This is a genomic window from Gardnerella sp. 2492 (assembly GCF_050320365.1).
Classification (GTDB): domain Bacteria; phylum Actinomycetota; class Actinomycetes; order Actinomycetales; family Bifidobacteriaceae; genus Bifidobacterium.
This window is the reverse complement of sequence record NZ_CP186952.1, coordinates 1,297,783-1,316,849: the sequence shown is the minus strand read 5'-3', so window position 1 is coordinate 1,316,849 and position 19,067 is coordinate 1,297,783. Positions and strand designations below refer to the sequence as shown.

The 19,067-nt window shown below is 42.8% G+C and carries 14 protein-coding genes; 2 read left to right on the top strand and 12 right to left on the bottom strand.

What is annotated here, in order from left to right; translation table 11 throughout:
• The first annotated feature begins 306 nt into the window (after positions 1–306).
• Positions 307–1,041, top strand: coding sequence for a GTP pyrophosphokinase (locus ACPFYS_RS05165; protein WP_427876427.1), 735 nt, complete (start codon positions 307–309; stop codon positions 1,039–1,041).
• 334 nt (positions 1,042–1,375) lie between these two features.
• The gene (locus ACPFYS_RS05160) at positions 1,376–2,122 is read left to right on the top strand and encodes a Bax inhibitor-1/YccA family protein (protein WP_427876425.1); all 747 of its coding nucleotides are present in this window, start codon (positions 1,376–1,378) and stop codon (positions 2,120–2,122) included.
• A 1,079-nt stretch (positions 2,123–3,201) separates the two neighbouring features.
• On the opposite strand, the gene tuf is transcribed toward ACPFYS_RS05160, so the two are convergent.
• From tuf to ACPFYS_RS05100, 12 genes are all read right to left on the bottom strand, one after another.
• Positions 3,202–4,401 carry an elongation factor Tu gene (gene tuf, locus ACPFYS_RS05155; RefSeq protein ID WP_427876423.1) on the bottom strand — a complete coding sequence of 400 codons (1,200 nt, stop codon included), beginning with the start codon at positions 4,399–4,401 and terminating at the stop codon, positions 3,202–3,204.
• A 166-nt stretch (positions 4,402–4,567) separates the two neighbouring features.
• Positions 4,568–6,697 (bottom strand): elongation factor G, encoded by a 2,130-nt coding sequence (gene fusA, locus ACPFYS_RS05150; RefSeq protein ID WP_427876421.1) that lies wholly within the window; start codon positions 6,695–6,697, stop codon positions 4,568–4,570.
• Positions 6,698–6,739: 42 nt separating this feature from the next.
• Positions 6,740–7,210, bottom strand: coding sequence for a 30S ribosomal protein S7 (gene rpsG, locus ACPFYS_RS05145; RefSeq protein ID WP_075523050.1), 471 nt, complete (start codon positions 7,208–7,210; stop codon positions 6,740–6,742).
• A 3-nt stretch (positions 7,211–7,213) separates the two neighbouring features.
• Complete coding sequence (gene rpsL / locus ACPFYS_RS05140; RefSeq protein WP_003813881.1) at positions 7,214–7,585, bottom strand: 30S ribosomal protein S12; 372 nt, start codon at positions 7,583–7,585, stop codon at positions 7,214–7,216.
• Positions 7,586–7,891: 306 nt separating this feature from the next.
• Positions 7,892–9,172 carry a cell division protein FtsQ/DivIB gene (locus ACPFYS_RS05135; RefSeq protein WP_427876419.1) on the bottom strand — a complete coding sequence of 427 codons (1,281 nt, stop codon included), beginning with the start codon at positions 9,170–9,172 and terminating at the stop codon, positions 7,892–7,894.
• Positions 9,173–9,251: 79 nt separating this feature from the next.
• On the bottom strand, positions 9,252–10,799 hold the full coding sequence (gene murC / locus ACPFYS_RS05130) for a UDP-N-acetylmuramate--L-alanine ligase (protein ID WP_427876418.1): 1,548 nt from the start codon (positions 10,797–10,799) through the stop codon (positions 9,252–9,254).
• Positions 10,799–12,064, bottom strand: coding sequence for a UDP-N-acetylglucosamine--N-acetylmuramyl-(pentapeptide) pyrophosphoryl-undecaprenol N-acetylglucosamine transferase (locus tag ACPFYS_RS05125; protein ID WP_427876416.1), 1,266 nt, complete (start codon positions 12,062–12,064; stop codon positions 10,799–10,801). The genes murC and ACPFYS_RS05125 overlap by 1 nt, the downstream gene beginning before the upstream one ends.
• A gap of 158 nt (positions 12,065–12,222) precedes the next feature.
• The gene (locus ACPFYS_RS05120; RefSeq protein ID WP_427876414.1) at positions 12,223–13,488 is read right to left on the bottom strand and encodes a peptidoglycan glycosyltransferase FtsW; all 1,266 of its coding nucleotides are present in this window, start codon (positions 13,486–13,488) and stop codon (positions 12,223–12,225) included.
• Positions 13,472–15,034 (bottom strand): UDP-N-acetylmuramoyl-L-alanine--D-glutamate ligase, encoded by a 1,563-nt coding sequence (gene murD, locus ACPFYS_RS05115; RefSeq protein WP_427876412.1) that lies wholly within the window; start codon positions 15,032–15,034, stop codon positions 13,472–13,474. The genes ACPFYS_RS05120 and murD overlap by 17 nt, the downstream gene beginning before the upstream one ends.
• 47 nt (positions 15,035–15,081) lie before the next feature.
• Entirely contained in the window at positions 15,082–16,185 is a 1,104-nt protein-coding gene (gene mraY / locus ACPFYS_RS05110) for a phospho-N-acetylmuramoyl-pentapeptide-transferase (protein ID WP_427876410.1), read from the bottom strand.
• Between the two features lie 71 nt (positions 16,186–16,256).
• Positions 16,257–17,846: a UDP-N-acetylmuramoyl-tripeptide--D-alanyl-D-alanine ligase gene (locus ACPFYS_RS05105; protein WP_427876408.1), complete on the bottom strand. Its 1,590-nt coding sequence runs from the start codon at positions 17,844–17,846 to the stop codon at positions 16,257–16,259.
• 24 nt (positions 17,847–17,870) lie between these two features.
• Positions 17,871–19,058 carry a UDP-N-acetylmuramyl peptide synthase gene (locus ACPFYS_RS05100; RefSeq protein WP_427876406.1) on the bottom strand — a complete coding sequence of 396 codons (1,188 nt, stop codon included), beginning with the start codon at positions 19,056–19,058 and terminating at the stop codon, positions 17,871–17,873.
• Positions 19,059–19,067 lie beyond the last annotated feature (9 nt).

The window sequence follows — 19,067 nt, the reverse complement described above, 5'->3', positions numbered from 1 at the left end:
GGAAGATTCGGCTGTAGTAAAGCAACTCACTATGCGCTCCTAACAAAATACTTTCGACGCGTTTTACGAAAACTCACGTAGTCTTATGCCTAATTTTTGATTTTAGCTCTACAAACTTACGTTATAGTAAAAGCACATGCAAGAAAGCACATGCAAGCTAAAATCAGAGAGTTTTGCTGTAATAAATTATACTGTCACAAAACGTACTGTCACAAAACGTACTTACGTATAAAACAAACTCACGTACAAAACGCAATCGCCACGCAGTAAAAGCAATGAGCAGATTTAAGAGTATTATTCTTATACGTGATACTTGATCGTCATAACCGTGTGAATTCCGCAGAACTGTACGCTCGCCTTCGTGGAGAGAGTGAAGAAAATAGCGACATACCTTCGCTTCCAGATGATCAGATGGACGAATTTGTCAATATGATGCAAGTTTACGAAGGCGCTATGTATGAGATAAGCACGAAACTTGAGATTCTAGATAGTGAGTTTCAGGTTCGATTTTCTCACGATCCTATACATCACATGGAGCGCAGACTGAAGTCTGTTCATTCGATTTTCGAAAAGCTCAATCGTAGAAAACTTGATATTTCAACTCGCGCAATACGAGATAATCTTTTTGACGTTGCTGGAATTAGGGTTATATGCAACTATCGAGATGATGTGTACGCGGTAGCACAGTATCTTTCTGAACAAACCGATATACAAGTTTTGCAGGTGAAAGATTATATTAAAAATCCGAAGCAGAATGGGTATCGTAGTTTGCATGTAATTTATGCTGTTCCTGTTTTTCTGTCTTCAGGAGCACATTACACTCCTGTTGAAGTGCAGTTTAGAACAATTGCTATGGATTATTGGGCTAGTCTTGAGCATGCTCTTAGATATAAGGCTGATTTGCCTGATGCTAAGCTTGCTGAGCACTCACAAACGTTGCTTGATTGTGCAAGAAGTTTGCAAAATATAGAAGCTCAAATGCAGGGAATTCATCGTGATATTAACGGTGCTCCGCGAGTCGAAGAAGCACCTGAATCTTAGTAAAAAGTAAACTCAGCAGCAGGAGCAGCAAACTCAGCAGAGCAATAAACGCAGAAATAGCAGTAAGAGCTATAGTCTTACGAAATTTGCACACACTGAGTTTGCTATCGTGATGTTTTGTAATAAGAAACTTAATGATATAATAGAAACTTATGCTGTGCTTCTTGTATAAAGTTTGCACAGGTTGCGACATAAAATCTCACGAACATAAACGTTTTGTATAAACGTACTAAATTGCACAAATATTTTTAGCAATTTCTCAGATGAATTAGATAGAATGTTATGAGAACGTTGTCTTGACAGCGTTTTATTTCATAGCTGTTAAGGAGAAATAATGACAGATTATACGCAAAAGTATTACGGCGATGGTAATCCCGCAATTGTTGATACTCAAGCGACTTACGCGTTTGAAGAAGCACAGAGAACTTCTGTGCGTAGAACTTATGCAGAAATGACATTAGGACTTGTAGTAACTGCTCTTGTAGCTATGGCAACACAGTCCGGCAATTTCTTTATTAGATTTATGATTGCAACCAGAGGATGGGGTTGGCTTCTTCTGATTGGCGCACAGGTTGTTATAGCTTTTGCAATGGGCGCACGTCTTATGAAAATGAGCACTACAACAGCTCGAGTTTTGTTCTACGTGTATTCAGCGCTTACTGGATTCTCATTCAGTACCATATTCCTAATGTTTAAGTTGGGCTCTATAGCAATTGTTTTCGCACTCACAGCAGGATTCTTCCTATGCCTAACTATGTTGGCACTTACAACTAAGAAGGATTTGCTTAAAGCAGGTCCAATTTTGATGGTTGGACTAGTTGTACTTGTTGTTGCTCAGATTATTCTTTCCTTCGTTGGAACAACTGATAATATGATGCGACTTATTGCAACTATTGGAATTGTTATTTTTGCAGGCTTAACAGCCTACGATGCTCAAGTAACTCGTGAACTATTGACAAAGTACGCAGATCAGCCAAAGTTAGTTGAGAAAATGTCTATTTTCTGCGCTTTCCAGCTGTATTTGGACTTCATTAATATGTTTATCTACTTGCTGCAGTTGCTTGGAGATAATAGAGATTAACAATGCTAAAACTAACATACTTGCGTTAGTTGATTAGTAATTTAACCCTGCCGAATTAATATTTGGTAGGGTTTTTATTATGTGCTCTGCGCTCCAATTACGAGAGCATTGTCTCGCGATTGGAGGGTTTATTGTTGCGCAGCGCTCCAATTACGAGAGAGTTGTCTCGCGTTTGGAGGTTTATCGTCTGTGCTCTGCTCCGATTACGAGAGAGTTGTCTCGCGTTTGGAGTTATTGATTAGATTATTTGCTCCAATTGCGAGAGCATCGTCTCGCAATTGGAGGGTTTAAGATTACGCAGCGCTCCAATCGCGAGAGAGTGCGTCTGATCTCGATTTTTTGCAGCTTACTTAAAATTGTAGAAAACACATAATCGTTTGGTGAAATAAACAAAAATCAGTGTGATTTTGTCGAAAACACCAAATCGTTTGGTGAAATAAACAAAACGCAAGGCAAAACTGTCGAAAACACCAAATCAACCGATGTTATCGACATTTTCTATTGATTGCCAAAATTATTTAATGCGCACTCAAGCATGTTGTTCATTGCTCCATTTGCGAGAGATAGTTCTCGTAAATGGAGTTGATTCTGTTACACAACGCTCCAATTACGAGAGGACGCTCGCGCGGGTTACGCGCTCGCTACGAAACTCGCGTTGGAAGTCCACTGGACTTCCAACTTGAGCGAGTTTCCGCTCCGAGTTGCTTTCGCGCGCGCTGTGCTGCGCTCAAGCATGTCGTCGCGCCCACGTTTGGAGCGCTAGCTGTTGATTATTGCTCCATTTGCGAGAGAATTGTCTCACGTTTGGAAGGTTAGCGTCTGTGCTCTGCTCCATTTGCGAGAGAGTTGTCTCGCGTTTGGAGTTATTGATTAGATTATTTGCTCCATTTACGAGAGATGATTCTCGTAAATGGAGTTAATTCTGTTACACAACGCTCCATTTGCGAGAGCACTGTCTCGTATTTGGAGCGTGTCGGAGCGCATACAAAAGACCCCACGAGTCTCCTCGTGGGGTCTTTATTAAGCTATCGCTTTCGCGACCAAATTTGCTTGATTAATGCTAATTCAGCGAATTAAAATCAGGCAAGAATCTTGGTCACACGACCGGAACCAACGGTACGGCCACCTTCACGAACTGCGAAGGTCAAGCCCTCTTCCATTGCGATGGCCTGGATCAACTCAACAGTGAATGTTGCGTGATCGCCTGGCTGAACCATTTCAACGCCATCTGGCAAGGTGATAACGCCGGTGACGTCGGTGGTGCGGAAGTAGAACTGTGGACGGTAGTTGGAGAAGAACGGCGAGTGACGGCCACCTTCGTCCTTGGTCAAGACGTAAACTTCGCCTTCGAACTTGGTGTGTGGGGTCACAGAACCTGGAGCAGCAACAACCTGGCCACGCTCAACGTCGGTACGGGTGATACCACGGAGAAGAAGACCAGTGTTATCGCCAGCTTCGGCCTCATCCATCTGCTTGTGGAAGGTCTCGATGGAGGTAACGGTGGTGGTCTGGGTGTCACGCAAACCAACGATCTCAACTGGGGTGTTGATTGGGAGCTTACCACGCTCAACACGACCGGTAACAACGGTACCACGACCGGAGATGGTGAACACATCCTCGATTGGCATCAAGAATGGCTTATCAAGATCGTGAACTGGGGTTGGAACGTACTCGTCAACAGCCTTCATAAGCTCCTTGACAGTCTCAACCCACTTCTCGTGATCTGGAGCGTCATCATGCAAAGCACCGTAAGCGGAAGTGCGGATGACTGGGCAGTCGCGATCGAAGCCGTTTTCGTCGAGGAGGTCACGAACCTCTTCCTCAACGAGATCGATAAGCTCTGGGTCATCAACCATATCGCACTTGTTCAAAGCAACAAGAATCTTCGGGACACCGACCTGCTTTGCAAGCAAAACGTGCTCACGAGTCTGAGCCATTGGACCATCGGTAGCAGCAACCACGAGGATTGCGCCATCCATCTGAGCAGCACCGGTGATCATGTTCTTCACGTAATCAGCGTGGCCTGGAGCGTCCACGTGAGCGTAGTGACGAGCAGCAGTCTGATACTCGATGTGGGCGATGTTGATGGTAATGCCGCGTTCCTTCTCTTCTGGGGCAGCATCAATCTGATCGAAGTCATACTGTGGGTTCAAATCAGGATATTCGCCGTGCAGCACCTTAGAGATAGCCGCGGTCAGGGTAGTCTTGCCGTGATCAACGTGGCCAATGGTACCAATGTTAACATGCGGCTTAGTACGCTCGTACTTTTCCTTTGCCATGTGTTTGTCCTCCTGGACGTCTCGTAGTTTGCTTCGTAAACTCTACGAAGCCTCTCGCTACATATTTACTGGGTTTCTGGGTTAGGTGCCACTTCGGTGCCAGAACCCAGTCAACGTAGAAATTTTAGCGTTGACCGGGGACAGAAAACACCGAAGTAGCTTGCGGTTATTCGCCGCGCTGAGCCTTAATAATCTCGTCCGAAACAGCCTTTGGAACCTCTGCGTAAGAGTCCATCTGCATCGTGAACATTGCACGACCCTGAGTCTTGGAACGAAGATCGCCAATGTAGCCGAACATTTCGCTCAGCGGCACCTTGGCGTCGATGACCTTCACGCCGGTGGCATCAGTCATAGACTGAATATTGCCACGACGAGAGTTCAAATCGCCCATAACGTCGCCCATGTACTCTTCTGGGGTACGCACTTCAACGGCCATGATTGGCTCAAGAATTACTGGGTTAGCCTTTGGAGCAGCTTCCTTGAAGCACATGGAACCTGCAATCTTGAAGGCCATTTCCGAAGAATCAACATCGTGTGTCTGACCGTCGGTGACGGTAGCCTTGACGCCGACCACTGGGAAGCCAGCCAACACGCCAGATTCCATAGCTTCCTGCACACCTGCGTCGATGGAAGGAATGAATTCCTTGGTGATGTGGCCACCAGTAACTTCGTTGACGAACTGATAGGTTTCGCCAGATTCTGGATCGAGTGGTTCGAAGTTCATCAAAACCTTTGCGAACTGACCAGAACCACCGGTCTGCTTCTTGTGGGTGTATTCCTGGTTCATAACAGCCTTGCGAATAGTCTCACGGTAAGCAACCTGTGGCTTACCAACATTCGCTTCGACCTTGAACTCGCGGCGCATACGATCCACAATGATGTCGAGCTGAAGCTCGCCCATACCAGAAATCAAAGTCTGACCAGATTCTTCGTCGGTCTTTACCTGGAAGGTAGGATCCTCGTCAGAAAGCTTAGCTAATGCCAAGCTCATCTTTTCCTGATCTGCCTTCGTCTTTGGCTCCACGGCAACCTCGATAACAGGATCTGGGAAGGTCATGGATTCCAAAGAAATTGGGTTCTTTTCGTCGCACAAGGTATCACCAGTGCTGACGTTCTTCAAACCAACGAAAGTGTAAATATTTCCAGCTTCTGCAGAATCTACAGGATTTTCCTTATCAGCGTGCATCTGGAAGATCTTACCAACGCGTTCCTTCTTAGACTTAGTGGAATCGTACACAGAATCGCCTGGCTTAATCTCACCAGAGTAAACGCGCACGAACACAAGCTTGCCATAGAATGGATGTGTTGAAATCTTGAAGACCAAAGCTGCGAATGGATCTGTATTAACTGGCTTACGGTCAATTTCAACGGATTCGTCGCCTGGCTTGAAGCCCTTAATAGATGGAACATCTTCTGGGCTTGGAAGGAAATCAACAACAGCATCCAGCATTGGCTGAACACCCTTATCCTTGAATGCAGAACCGCAGGTTACTGGGAATGCCTTGCGCTCGACTGTAAGCTTACGAATACCAGCGCGCATTTCTTCTTCAGTAAGTTCGCCAGTTTCGAGATACTTCTCAACCAAATCGTCGTCAGCTTCAGCAACTTGATCCATGAGTTCAGCACGATACTGCTCGGCACGTTCCTGCAAATCGGCAGGAATGTCAACGGTGTCGTAGTGAGCACCCATATCATCCTTAACGTCATTCCAGACGTAAGCCTTCATACGAATCAAGTCAACAACACCAATGAAGTCGTTCTCAGCGCCGATTGGAAGCTGAATAACGAGTGGAGTTGCGCCGAGCTTCTCCTTGATAGTCTTGACGGAGTAGTAGAAATCAGCGCCAAGCTTATCCATCTTGTTGATGAAGCAAATACGTGGAACGCTATACTTATCTGCCTGACGCCAAACGGTTTCAGACTGAGGCTCCACGCCTTCCTTACCGTCGAAGACTGCAACAGCACCATCAAGCACGCGAAGGGAACGTTCCACCTCAGCGGTGAAGTCCACGTGGCCTGGTGTATCGATGATGTTGATCTGGTAACGATCATCAGTGTCGTGAGTCTGACGCTTCCAGAAGCAGGTAGTTGCAGCGGACTGAATAGTAATACCGCGCTCCTGCTCCTGAGCCATGAAGTCCATGGTAGAAGCACCATCGTGCGTTTCACCGATCTTGTAGTTCTTACCGGTGTAGTACAAAATACGCTCGGTGGTAGTAGTCTTACCAGCATCAATGTGCGCCATGATGCCGATGTTACGAACCATATTCAGGTCGTTAAGCACATCTTGTGCCATATTCTTATCCTTAGCTCTTTAAGATACCGATTATCTTGCGGATTACCAGCGATAGTGAGCGAAAGCCTTGTTAGCTTCTGCCATCTTGTGGGTATCCTCGCGGCGCTTTACAGAAGCACCCAAGCCATTGGAGGCATCGAGAATTTCGTTCGCCAAACGCTCAGCCATTGTCTTCTCACGACGTGCGCGGGAGAAGTCAGTAAGCCAGCGGAGGGACAAGGTGTTTGCACGAGCAGGTTTCACTTCGACTGGAACCTGGTAGGTTGCACCACCGACACGGCGGGAACGAACCTCAAGGCTTGGACGAATGTTGTCAAGAGCGCGCTTCAATACAGAAACTGGCTCCTGCTCGGTTTTTGCCTTCACCTGCTCGAGAGCGGTGTAGACGATGTTTTCTGCGATGGACTTCTTACCATCGAGAAGAATCTTATTAATCAACTGAGCCACGACGGTCGAGCCGTAGATTGGATCAGGAAGCAGCTGATGCTTTTTTGCAGGTCCTTTACGTGACATGTTTTACTTCGCCTTCTTTGCTCCATACAGGGAACGACCCTGCTTGCGGTCCTTGACACCCTGGGTATCGAGTGCGCCACGCACGATGTGGTAACGCACACCTGGGAGATCCTTCACACGGCCGCCACGCACGAGCACAATGGAGTGCTCCTGGAGGTTATGGCCTTCGCCTGGAATGTAGGCGGTTACTTCAATACCCGAGCTGAGGCGCACACGAGCAACCTTACGAAGCGCGGAATTTGGCTTCTTAGGAGTGGTGGTGTACACACGGGTGCACACGCCACGACGCAGCGGGCTACCTTTCAAGGCCAAAGTCTTTGACTTCTTCGGCTTGGCCTGACGTCCTTTACGGACAAGTTGTTCAATCGTAGGCAACTTAAGTTCTCCGATTCATTGATATCTTCTGTTTGGTGAAACCGCCACACTGCAGCACACCTTAACGCATGAATCGGTTAAAGAGTAAAAGCCACAGTCCACCGGCCCGATGGCCCTTGCGTCTCCAGCCACACATTACTGCGCGCTATCTTCAACGCTTGGGATATCCCAACAAGCACACCTATAACATAAGGCACGCCGTTGGCACACACGAATTACTATTATACATCAAAGCGTGACAATTTTGTAATACCAAAAACAGCACTAAAAACCGCACTAAAAACAGCACAAATATTACTAATTATTTTACTTCAAAATAGGTCTTGCGGGAGCAGACACATCAAGACGCTGCTTATCTCCTATTTTCGTAGGATCATTAATAATCTTATCTACTATAGCTTTCTTCAATTCAAGTTCTGAAGAATCTCCCCACACGATTATGTGATTTTCTGCGCCTAAAGTAGTTTCTATAGAATCCTGCGTTTTTGCTGTAACTTTAGTTACTCTCGAACGCAGCTGCGAAGAAAGCGAACTCACTATTTTCACAGCCTCAAGAACTGCCTTGTCAGTAATATTTCTACCAACTTCCTGCACTTCTATAACAGGTATTCCTTGAATAGAAGCTCCAGCAACAGTATTCAAAACTCTACCCTGCGAATCTACTGCAGTAAGATTGTTACTTCCGTTAGCTTTCAACATTGCAGCTGGTTTTTGCGCACGAACAGTTATGCGTAAGCCTTGAGGGAAATTTTTAGTAACGTTCGCTTCAGTTACGCCAGGAATATCATTTAACTGATTTATAACCTCTTGCGAAGAAACAAGAAAAAGCGATTTATCTACCTGACTTGAAGCAATATCAGCTATTTTCTTTTTACTTACCCATTCATTTGATCCGCTTATCTCTATATTTTCAGCTTTTAATCTAAATATTGGAGAAAACAGCAGAACCCAAATAATAGAAAGTACAGCAACAACAGCTATCAAAACATACAGAAGTTTTTTAATAGTAATATGCAGATAAGCATTCTTTTTTTCTTTAAGACGAGCAGCAAAATCTATAATTTTCGGTCTTTCAACTATTCCCAAAGGCCCTGCTGTTTCGCTTAAAGTCTTTTTTATAAAATCAAATCCTAAAAGTCGACGCGCATCAACAAAAGCACCGTGTCCTTTAGAAGAATTTGTAACTCTTAGAGAAGACGAATTTGCAGAATTTTTACTACTTATACTTCTCGAATTTTTAAGTTTAGATTTTGAATTATTCTCGATTTCTTTAAAATTCTTACGAGAGCTATCATTACGCGCAACACGCGCAACACGCGCAGCACGAGCAGAAAAACCAGAACTCACAGAACGAGAACTCACAGAACGAGAAGATTTTGCTAAACGATGAACATCTGACTTACTGATTTCATTAGTATCTTTATTTTTAGATACTCTGCTATCGGAACTACTGGAATCTTCTACTTCAGAAATACGTTTCGGCACAATACGCTGTTCTTGAGTGCGTACGATATTTACGCTAGAAACGGCACGTCGCACACGCATAGGCTTATTAGAAGAAGCCTTATCTGATTTCTTCATAATCATGCGCTCAAACGCTACCTTTCCAATAAATATCTAAGTGTCAAACCTTATACAAGTCTAAACTAGTTTCTGCTATCTGCTCTCATTTTTCGCAATTCAATGCTTCAAGCATAACAGAGGTCATAGCAGTAATACTTCCAGCGCCAACAGTCATAAGAACATCGCCAGGTTCCGCACGCTTGCAAAGCAGCAAAGCAGCTTCATGCATATCTTCTACAGCTTGCATAGGAGTTTTAAATCCACTATCAGCAGCTATCTCAACAATAGTAGAAGCGTGTACTTGTGGAAAATCTTCCTGCTTTTCACGAGCAGGGAAAATACTAGACACAATCACATCGTCAGCTAGACTCAACGCTTCAGCAAACTCTTGTTTGAAAGATAAAGTACGAGAGAAAAGATGAGGTTGGAAAAGAACTCGCAATTTTGCAGAAGGATAACGTCTACGAGCAGCCTTAAGAAGCGCTTCAATCTCTGTAGGATGATGAGCATAATCATCAACTACCGTTACCCCATTTACACATCCTCGAATATCAAATCGACGCGATGCACCACGAAAATCTTCTGCTCCACGAGCAGCATCTTCCGCTTTCATACCGAGTAATATAGCAGCTAAAATTGCTGCACTCGCGTTTCTAGCATTATGCAAACCAGGTATCATCAAACTCACATCTAAGCTGCGATTTGCAATTGAAACGCCATAATATGCGCTCATATTTTCTGGAAGCACAAGCTTGTACTCTTCCCTACCGCTTCCAGCTTGCTCACTTTCGTGCTCAATACTTGCAAACATTGCTTTAGATTTAACACGTTCGCTGACTTCTGTGTTCCAAGTTTGAGAATTTCCGTACGCAATAGTTTTTTCTAAAGTTTCGTCTGAAAGAGCTTCTAATACAAGCCTTGCGCCAGCATCGTCTGCGCATATTATTACAGCATTTTCTGCATTACCAGCATGTTTTACAAATGCAGCTCTATAGTTTTCAGCGTTACCATAATGATCTAAATGATCAGCTTCAGCGTTTGTGATTATTGCTATACTCGGGTGATATTTTTCGAAACTTCCGTCAGATTCGTCTGCTTCGGCTACCATTACAGATCCAGATCCAGCATGACCGCCATCTATAACGCTTCCGTCAGATCCTTGTAAAGATCCTCCTATTGCGTAACTCGGATCTGCTAAATCTTTAGTACCTGCAACAGTAAGAATATGCGAAAGAAGTGAGCTTGTAGTTGTTTTGCCATGCGCGCCAGCAACTGTAACTCCTCGCTTACTCGCTAACAAAAGAGCAAGTATGTCACTTCTGTGAACAAGTTTTACTCCACTTTCAGCTGCTGCAATAATCTCAGGATTAGTAGCTTTTATAGCGCTTGAGTAAACGAGAATATTTTTCCCATCAACATGAGAAGCGTTTTGGCCGATTTTAACTTCAATACCTAGCTGGGTTAATCTTTCAGTGTGATCATTAGCTTCCCTATCACACCCACTTACTGAAACGCCATCTTCATGCAGCATTTCAGCAAGAACACTCATACCGGCTCCACCTATGCCAATAAAATGAACTTTCCCGAGAGATTTTACAGTATCTTTAGAGTTAAAAGCTGCTTTAATAGGGTTTAAATCTGGGCAAGTCATTACTTCCTGCTTTCCTTGCTTGGCTTTCTTTCTTTAGCAATTTTAAGAATTCGTTGCGCCATAACGTCTGCAGCATTTCGAATACCGTAACGCCATGACGCTTCTTTCATAACATTCAACGTTTTATTGTCTTTTAACAGCGTAACTACAGTTTTACGTATATAATTTTCGTTAAATTCAGAATCATTTACCATAAGCGCTCCCCCGGCTGATACTACTGGCTCTGCGTTAAAACGCTGCTCACCATTACCAATCGGTAAAGGAACGTAAACTGCAGGCAATCCGAGAGCTGAAATTTCAGATACTGTACCCGCCCCGGCACGACAAATAACTAAATCAGCGCAAGCAAAAGCCCAATCGATTCGCTCTAAATATTGCGCTATGTGATAATCTCCGAGACCTAGATGATTAGCTTGAATATCGTTAATTTGAGAAACGCCCACATTCTGTGAAACTATTTCTCTAACTTTCTCATCTTTCCCTTTTCCTGTAAGATGAACAACTTGCGCGCAAGAAAGCAAATCTTTTGCAGCAGACGCAACTGCTTGATTTACACTTGCAGCACCTAAAGATCCACCTGTTATAAGCACAATAGGACGATTAGGATCTAAACCTAACTGTTTTGCACCTTCCACTCTTGCTGCGTCACTATCTTCAGACAAACTTCTACATAATCTTGCTATAGCAGGTCTAAGTGGCAAACCAATTCTTTCAACACTCACTCCAGCTTTAGTGCGCAAACCAGTGTTGTTATAAACTGAACCAACCATAGTAGCCCAACGAGCACCAAGCTTATTTGCCATTCCCGCTTTAGCATTCTGTTCGTGAACAACTATTGGTAGATGTTGAGCGTGCGCTTGAGAATACACTGGCGCTGAAGCGTAACCGCCGAATCCTACTACAACATCCGCTTTTCTTTGCTTAAGAATACTACTAACTTTACGTTTTTCTTGAATCCATCTAATTGGGAATTTGAAAGCAGCTAAATTAGGTTTTCTAGGAAAAGGTACTTTTTCGATAGTGTCAAGTTCGTATCCTGCTTGCGGAACTAAACTCACTTCCAAACCAACTTTTGTACCTATAACACTTATTTGCGCATTAGAATCGAATTTTTTGATAGCATCAGCTACTGCAAGTAGAGGGTTTACGTGTCCTGCAGTGCCGCCTCCAGCTAGAACAATATGGAAAGACGATTCAGATTTACAATCTTCCTGCTCGCATGCACTTACGTTGTGCTCAGATTTCTGCTCTTTTGCTGCAAACATCACTACCTCTTTTAACACATCGCACATGACTAAAAGTCACATTTTCTATTATCCAAAAAAGCAATACTACAGAACATGTTACGCTAAATCAGACTATTAATTTCATATATTCGAGTCTAATTTTATTTAATAAACTATTACTAAGTATTATCTAAATCTTACGCTCCAGCTTTTAAATTAAGACTATTTCGTATGATACCGTCTGAAACTCCGATTGCTACTAGACACATAACCAGAGAGGAGCCTCCAGCTGAGACGAACGGCATAGGAACTCCCATAACTGGAAGTATTTGAACAACAACAAGAATGTTAATCAAACCTTGCCCTACAATCCAAGTAGCGACGCATATAAGTGAAATTGACGCAAGTCTAACGCGAATTTGCATGGCAGAAGAAAGCAAACACCATCCGATTATTATGTACAGTAATATAACTGCTGAAGCAACTAAAAAGCCCATTTCTTCGCCAATAATTGCAAAAATAAAATCATTATGCGCATAAGGCAAGTAATTCCACTTTTCGCGAGAATTACCAATTCCTAAACCTAATAATCCACCAGAAGCCATAGCGTATTGTGCGTGAATAGACTGGAAGCAAACACCTTTAGCTGCTTTTGCATCACAACCGTGCAAAGTAGCTAAAATACGTCTCATACGATTCTGACTTGTTAAAACAAGAAGAGCAACAAGTACAGCAGCAACTAAAACAGTTCCAACCAACCATTTTGTTGGAAATCCGCCAATATAAAAAGCAACCAAAGCAATAATAATAATAATTAATGCAGTACCAAGATCCTTACCAGCTATAACAAGCAGTAAAGATAATCCCAAGCCAAGTATTGGAGGAATATAGGCTCTCATTTGCACACGATCATACGCTTGTTTTGCAATGAGCAGAGATACAGGAAGCCAAATACATAAAGCTAATTTTGTAATCTCAGCAGGCTGCAATGTTAAAGGTCCTATAGCAATCCAACCGGCGTTACCGTTAACTTCTCGCCTTAAACCAGGAACGAAAGTTAGAAACTGCGATACCGTAGCAACAGCATAAATAATTACAACACGTTTTTGATAAAAACTTACTGGAAGTTTTGAAGCTACTATATAACCTATTAATCCAATTATGCAGTATAAAGTTTGGTTGATTCCTTGCCCCCAAGGAGCAACTCCATACGTAATCATAGTTACTGAAGAGCTAGAAAAAACCATAAATAATCCAAATACGGAAAGAATAGCAACAGAAATTCTCAGTCCGTACAAGCACCAAAGTGGATTAAATAGACTTCTCATTCCAACATACTGGCCAAAAGATGAAGCTTTTTTAGTATGAGATGAAACAAGCGAACTTTTAACACCGCGTAACCATTTCGCAGAATTTTTCTTGTCAGAAGTCTTCTGCAAAAACTTTTTACTGTTGAACTTCATGATTCTTTACCCATCGTTGAGATTCTTTAGCAAAACGAATGCCACGATCTGCGTAGGAAATAAACTGATCCATAGAAGCGCAAGCTGGAGCAAGCAAAACAACATCACCCTCACCAGCGTACGATGCTGCAGCTTCAACAGCAGCATGCATAACAGCCTCACCATAAGCTGAATTATGACTATGAGCTTCTTCAGATTCAACTTGTTCTAACACTTCATCCGTTACATACGGCAAAACAGTAGATTTAGAACCATCGTAAGAAATAAGCGTTACTGGAATACGAACTTTGCAAGACTTAAGAGCCTCAACTATACGCTTCTGATCGCATCCAATAACAACAACAGCTTTCATAACTTTATTCTGCGACGAAAGAAGATCCTCAAAATGAGCACCTTTCGCGAGTCCTCCTGCTATCCAAACAACAGAACCATCAGCAAAACTAGAAAGCGAAGCTTTAGCAGCATGCGCATTAGTTGCCTTCGAATCGTCAACAAATCGTATAGAGTGAGCAGCTATTTTATCTTTAGACTCAAGAGTAGCAACTGTTTGAATACGATGACCACCTGGCGTAAATTCGCATAAAGCTTTAACAGAATCTTCTAAATTGCAACTAACACCAAGCGAAAGAGCTAAAGCAGCAAGCGCATCGGCAAGCAGATGAGGATAAACTGTGCCATCTGGCTCGCATAAATGCTTTAATTCACTGAGCTTAACAATGCGAGTAGGATTCCCAACCTCATTGCCAGCTACACCACTGTTATCTACAATCCAGCCGTCACTAACACCAATTTCTCCTGGCAAAGGATTGTCAAGAGTAAAACCAACTCTTTTGCAAGAAGAAGAAATAGAAGCTGCCATAGCAAGATTCTTAACGCGACTATCTTGCGCATTATAAACAAGAACCTTTTTAACAGAATTAAATACTTTCGATTTGTCACTAGCATAGGCATCCATTCCACCATGCCAATCCAAATGATCTGCTGCAATATTAGTAATAACAGCACCGTCTAAGCTTAAATCATCAGTAAAATGAAGCTGGAATGAGCTTAGCTCTACGCACAAAGCATCATATTCGCAATCAAGAGCAGCTTTAGAAACAGATTTACCAATATTACCGACTGCAGGAGCATTAAAACCGCAAGCACACAGCATAGCGGAAGTCATTTCTGTAGTAGAAGTTTTTCCATTAGTTCCAGTAATACCAACCCATAACGCAGGCTTATTGGAGCGTTTAGAAGGCACTCGCACTTTCCAAGCTAACTCAACTTCACTCATTACCGGAATATTGTGTTCACGAGCTTGAACTAAAAATGGTGTTCTAGGATTAAATACTGGAGAAGTGACAACCGCATCAATTTGAGACCAATTAATATCAGAAAAATCGTGGATATCAGCCTCAGGTTTATTCTCATCAACAGTTACAGGAATAGATCCTACAGCTTTAAGAACTTCTACAGCACCACGGCCAGAAACACCAAGACCAGCCACCAAAACGCGTTTATAAGGAAAATCGCAAGAATATTCACAATTCGTATCACTACTCATAGCCACTAGCCTCCGGTTTTATAAAAATATTAATACTATTAAAAGTCTTAAATAAGTAATCCAGATCGGCCAGCCCAATCAGCATAGAACATCATCAAAGCGCTAAGAACAAACATAAGCTCAATCATCCAAAAACGTACAACAACTTTCGTCTCTGGCCAACCGAGAAGCTCAAAATGATGATGAATAGGAGCCATTTTAAACACTCTCTTATGAGTCATCTTAAAGAAGCCAACTTGAATAACATCACTAATAGCTTCAAGAACAAACAAGCCGCCCAAAATCACAGCCAAAAATTCAGTGTGAGTAGCAATCGAAAGAGCTGCGAACAAGCCACCCAAAGCTAAAGAACCAGTATCTCCCATAAAAACTTGCGCAGGATTCGAATTAAACCACAAGAATCCAAAGCAAGCTACAGCTGCGCAAACGGAAATAATAGTTAAATCAAGAGGGTCAGAAACAGCGTATGAGAAACCAAAATGGCCTCCACCACGAACGTGATAGCTTTCCCAAAAAGCTATAAGAGCGTAGCCAGCGAAAGCAATCATAGAAGATCCGGAAGCTAAACCATCGAGGCCGTCAGTCAAATTAACAGCATTTGACCATGCTGCAATAAGGAAATTAACCCAAATAATAAAAACAACAATTCCAACAAAAGTACCAAAAACGTAGAAGTTAATAAAAGGACGCTCAATAAAACTCATACCAGCCTGCGCAATAGCAATACCAGATTGAGTAGGCAACATAAGCGCCAAAAAAGCGTAGACGCTAGCGAAAACAATCTGACCAATAAACTTAGCGCGAACTGAAAGTCCAAGATTCTGCTTTTTACGCACTTTCGCAAAATCGTCAATAAAACCGAGCAAACCCATGGAAAGCATAGCGAACAGAACAAGCACAGCCGACCAGGAAGGTGCTCTACCAGCAGATAAATATCGGTACAATGCTGAAGCAGCCCAACCAGCAACAACAGAAAGATTAATAACTACTCCACCCATAGTTGGAGTACCACGCTTAATCATATGAGATTGCGGTCCGTCCTGACGAATGTACTGACCATAGTGCAAACGATGAACTAATTTAATTAGCATAGGTGTACCAACTATGGTAACTACAAGCGACACTACAATTCCAATAATAAGCGCAATCACCGCTTAACCTCCGTATGCTGTAATCTATTTTGCCCAGTTAGTGCTTTTAACTCTATCTTATTACTTGCTACTTAACACGACATCAATTTAGCCCAACGCTCAGCTAAAGCACTCAAACCAGAAGCATGCGATCCCTTCAACAAAACAACACTATTAGGATGCTTATCTACCAAATCCCAAACAATATCATTAGCTTGAGAATCATTATGAACAAAGAAAATAGCGTCATTGGCTGTCAAAATCTTATTATTCCAAGCTTTACGAGCACCATTTGCTATGCATTCAGCCAAACAATCAAGCTCATTAGAATCAGTGGAACCAACAGCTATTACTGCATCAACATTGTGCTGAGCAACATACTCACCGATATTATTGTGCAGCAAATACTCGTCGCCGCCCAGCTCAAGCATAGAGCCTAATACTGCGATGCGGAATAAACTATTAGAATCAGAAGAACTAGAATCTTTTGAATGTTCAAAAGCACACAGGCCGTCAATACCTGCTTTCATAGAATCAGGATTAGCGTTAAACGAGTCGTCAATCAAAGTAAAACTACGATTATTCGCAGAAACTTTAGAAAATTGCATACGATGAGGGCTAATATGCGAAACTTTACTTAGAACTTCAACAATCTTTTCTAAAGACATACCACAGTAATATGCTACGTTTGCTGCAGCTAGTGCGTTCATAATATTGTGCTCACCGTGCAAGGCAAGATGCAAAGATGCAGACTCAGTTTTACCAGATTCGTTATGTACAGTTATCTTACAAACCGGCAAACCAAAATCGTCTAAAGTAATATCGCTTGCGAAAATCTGATATGAATTCTCAGGAACTGGCAGTAGACCGGTGTCAATTAACTCACGACCAAACCAGCGAACATTGCCATCATCAACAAGATGAGACATATTAGATACTCGCATATCGTCAGCATTTAAAACAGCAATTCCGTGAGGCACAAGACCCCGCACAATCTCACTTTTTGCCTGCGCGATGCGATCTACAGAACCAAACTCTCCTAAATGCGCAACCCCAACTTTTAGAACTACAGCAATATCAGGAGGAGCAATACGAGTAAGCCCAGCTATCTCACCAACATGATTAGCTCCCATTTCTGCAACTAAAAACCGCGTATGAGAATTAACGTGTAAAGCTGTAAGAGGTAAACCAATCTCATTATTAAAAGAGCCTACTGGAGCAACAGTGCTACCAACAGTACTGAGCAAATCGTGCAACATATCTTTGGTAGTAGTTTTACCAACAGATCCTGTAATACCAACAATAGTAAAAGGATCATCAGCTGCTCTACGACGTTCAAGATTATGCTTTGCAAGCAATCCTAAAGCTTTAACAGAATCATCGACGATAATCTGCGCAATAGAAACTCCATCTGAAAGCTTAACCTTATGCTCAACGAGAGCTACAACAGCACCTAAATTTGCTGCCTTTTCAACGTAATCATGCCCGTCAACATGCTCTCCTGCAATAGCTACAAAAACTGAACCTTCGTGAGCTTCACGCGAATCGCTACAAGCAGAAGTAGCAACTAATGAATTAACATCAGTGCCATTAGAAACTCTTAAATCGCCGCCAACAGCTTTAGCAACCTCTTTCAAACTCATTGCCATCATTTCGCATGACTTCTTATCACAGCAACTCATATTGTCCCTCCAAACAATGCGAAATTAACGCAACTCATGCGATACTCGCAAAGCGCTTTTAATTGTTCCACGACGAACTCCGGCAGCAAGAACCATTGCAATGGACAAAGAAACATGCCTTTTTATATCTTTGCCACTAATTTGATCAGCTAATGCAGCCAACTCATCCGAATCGTTAGAACGAGTAACGCAATACTCGTGATCTCTACTTTCAAAACCATAACGCTGCCGCAGAGAGTAGAAACTCAACGAAGGACGAGAAGCATTAGAAGATAAGTTCATAGTGTTAAAAGATGCGCCGGAAGAGAGAGATAATTTTCTACGAGCGGCATCATTTTCAGCATTAATAATCTTATAAGCGTCTATAGCGCGAATATCAGAATTCTCAGTATTCATACTGTTTTTATTACTTTTTGCGCTACTGTTTGCGCTACTGTTTGCGCTACTGTTTGCGCTACTGTTTGCGCTACTGCCAGCACTGTTTTTGCTTTCACTTACGGCAGAAGAATTAGATAATGCATCGAAATCATACTCGTCACGCTGAAGAGCATCTTCCGTAACTTTATCCTCACCTTTTTCGACTCCAACAACATCAATATTTACACACTGAAGCGCATTCTTACGTAACGTTGCAGGCGTCAACGCTATAACAACAGCAGCTGCACCATCTTCCGCACATACTGACAAAGTATGCTGTACTTCGGCAATTCCAAGAGGATAATCTAAATTAAGCTCTCGCTGCAAAGAACTAGAGCCAGCATCGCTAATAATACCTACAGGATTGCCAAGCATATGCAAAAAATCAGCTAAACGTATGACATTTGCATGAATTTCATCATCATCGTAACCGGCAACTGCAAAAGTCGCTACGCAAGAAGATGGATCAGAATTAATATCGCTTGCTAATTTCCCTAAAGCTACAGGATTTTCCGCAGAAATAAGAAGTGGCATCCCTAAATCTGCTGCTTCAGAATAAAATTCTGGCGGTACAAGTGCAGCATAAGCTCCTGCATCTCTAGCAGCCTCAAGCTGTCGCCTATCAACATGACCAGAAGGAACAAATAAAGAACCCGGACGCACGTTGCGCACATCGTCAACAAGAGAAGTAATAGTAACCCCAGAAGCAAAAGCAGGCACAACTTCAAAACCATAGCGCTTAGCTGCAAACCCGAGAGTTACCCTTATGCGCGAATACTCATCTAAAGCATCCATACAAGCACC

Bases quoted from the DNA above. Each gene is read 5' to 3' on its own strand.
- ACPFYS_RS05160 (WP_427876425.1), top strand. From the start codon at position 1,376: ATGACAGATTATACGCAAAAGTATTACGGCGATGGTAATCCCGCAATT.
- tuf (WP_427876423.1), bottom strand. From the start codon at position 4,401: ATGGCAAAGGAAAAGTACGAGCGTACTAAGCCGCATGTTAACATTGGT.
- fusA (WP_427876421.1), bottom strand. From the start codon at position 6,697: ATGGCACAAGATGTGCTTAACGACCTGAATATGGTTCGTAACATCGGC.
- rpsG (WP_075523050.1), bottom strand. From the start codon at position 7,210: ATGTCACGTAAAGGACCTGCAAAAAAGCATCAGCTGCTTCCTGATCCA.
- ACPFYS_RS05135 (WP_427876419.1), bottom strand. From the start codon at position 9,172: ATGATTATGAAGAAATCAGATAAGGCTTCTTCTAATAAGCCTATGCGT.
- murC (WP_427876418.1), bottom strand. From the start codon at position 10,799: ATGACTTGCCCAGATTTAAACCCTATTAAAGCAGCTTTTAACTCTAAA.
- ACPFYS_RS05125 (WP_427876416.1), bottom strand. From the start codon at position 12,064: ATGTTTGCAGCAAAAGAGCAGAAATCTGAGCACAACGTAAGTGCATGC.
- ACPFYS_RS05120 (WP_427876414.1), bottom strand. From the start codon at position 13,488: ATGAAGTTCAACAGTAAAAAGTTTTTGCAGAAGACTTCTGACAAGAAA.
- murD (WP_427876412.1), bottom strand. From the start codon at position 15,034: ATGAGTAGTGATACGAATTGTGAATATTCTTGCGATTTTCCTTATAAA.
- ACPFYS_RS05105 (WP_427876408.1), bottom strand. From the start codon at position 17,846: ATGAGTTGCTGTGATAAGAAGTCATGCGAAATGATGGCAATGAGTTTG.
- ACPFYS_RS05100 (WP_427876406.1), bottom strand. From the start codon at position 19,058: ATGGATGCTTTAGATGAGTATTCGCGCATAAGGGTAACTCTCGGGTTT.